The 535-nt window shown below is 63.4% G+C and carries 1 pseudogene; it reads left to right on the top strand.

Annotation, left to right across the window (positions count from 1 at the left end):
• Nucleotides 1–96: 96 nt before the first annotated feature.
• Nucleotides 97–535, top strand: a pseudogene (locus EOA86_RS37750) (OmpA family protein); the annotation flags it as partial.

The following is a 535-nucleotide window of genomic DNA, read 5'->3' as shown; positions in this document are numbered from 1 at the left end:
GGTGAGGCTCCCGACACCTGGATAGATCGGGCGCGCGCAGCGGCCCGACAGCTTTCGGCAGGCGGACCGGTATTCGACATCTCCAAGGTTCGTGATGTGAGCCCCGAAGCACGCGCGGCGGAGCACTGGCAGACTTATGTGTCGCGACTTGAGGCTCAACCGGGGATCATCGTCGCCCAACAAAGGGCGAGGGGTGGACACTTCTATATTGCCGGCCTGAGAGACCCGCTTGCCGCCGACCCGCAGTCGCTGCTGTCCGGAACGAAGGTCGATCCCGCCCGCGTTCATTCACAGTGGCAATTCTATCAGAGCCTTGATCCGAAGTTCGTGCTGAAGCGGCTAACCGCGTCGCTGACCCCACCGAAATCGGTTCGGCTTTCGATCGTCGAGGATCGCATCGTTGCCGAGGGTGAGGCTCCCGACACCTGGATAGATCGGGCGCGCGCAGCGGCCCGACAGCTTTCGGCAGGCGGACCGGTATTCGACATCTCCAAGGTTCGTGATGTGAGCCCCGAAGCACGCGCGGCGGAGCACT

It is taken from the genome of Mesorhizobium sp. M5C.F.Ca.IN.020.32.2.1, assembly GCF_004023105.1.
GTDB classification, from domain to species: Bacteria; Pseudomonadota; Alphaproteobacteria; order Rhizobiales; family Rhizobiaceae; genus Mesorhizobium; species Mesorhizobium wenxiniae.
The sequence above is the reverse complement of the archived record's forward strand: the minus strand, read 5'-3'. Positions and strand labels throughout refer to the sequence as shown.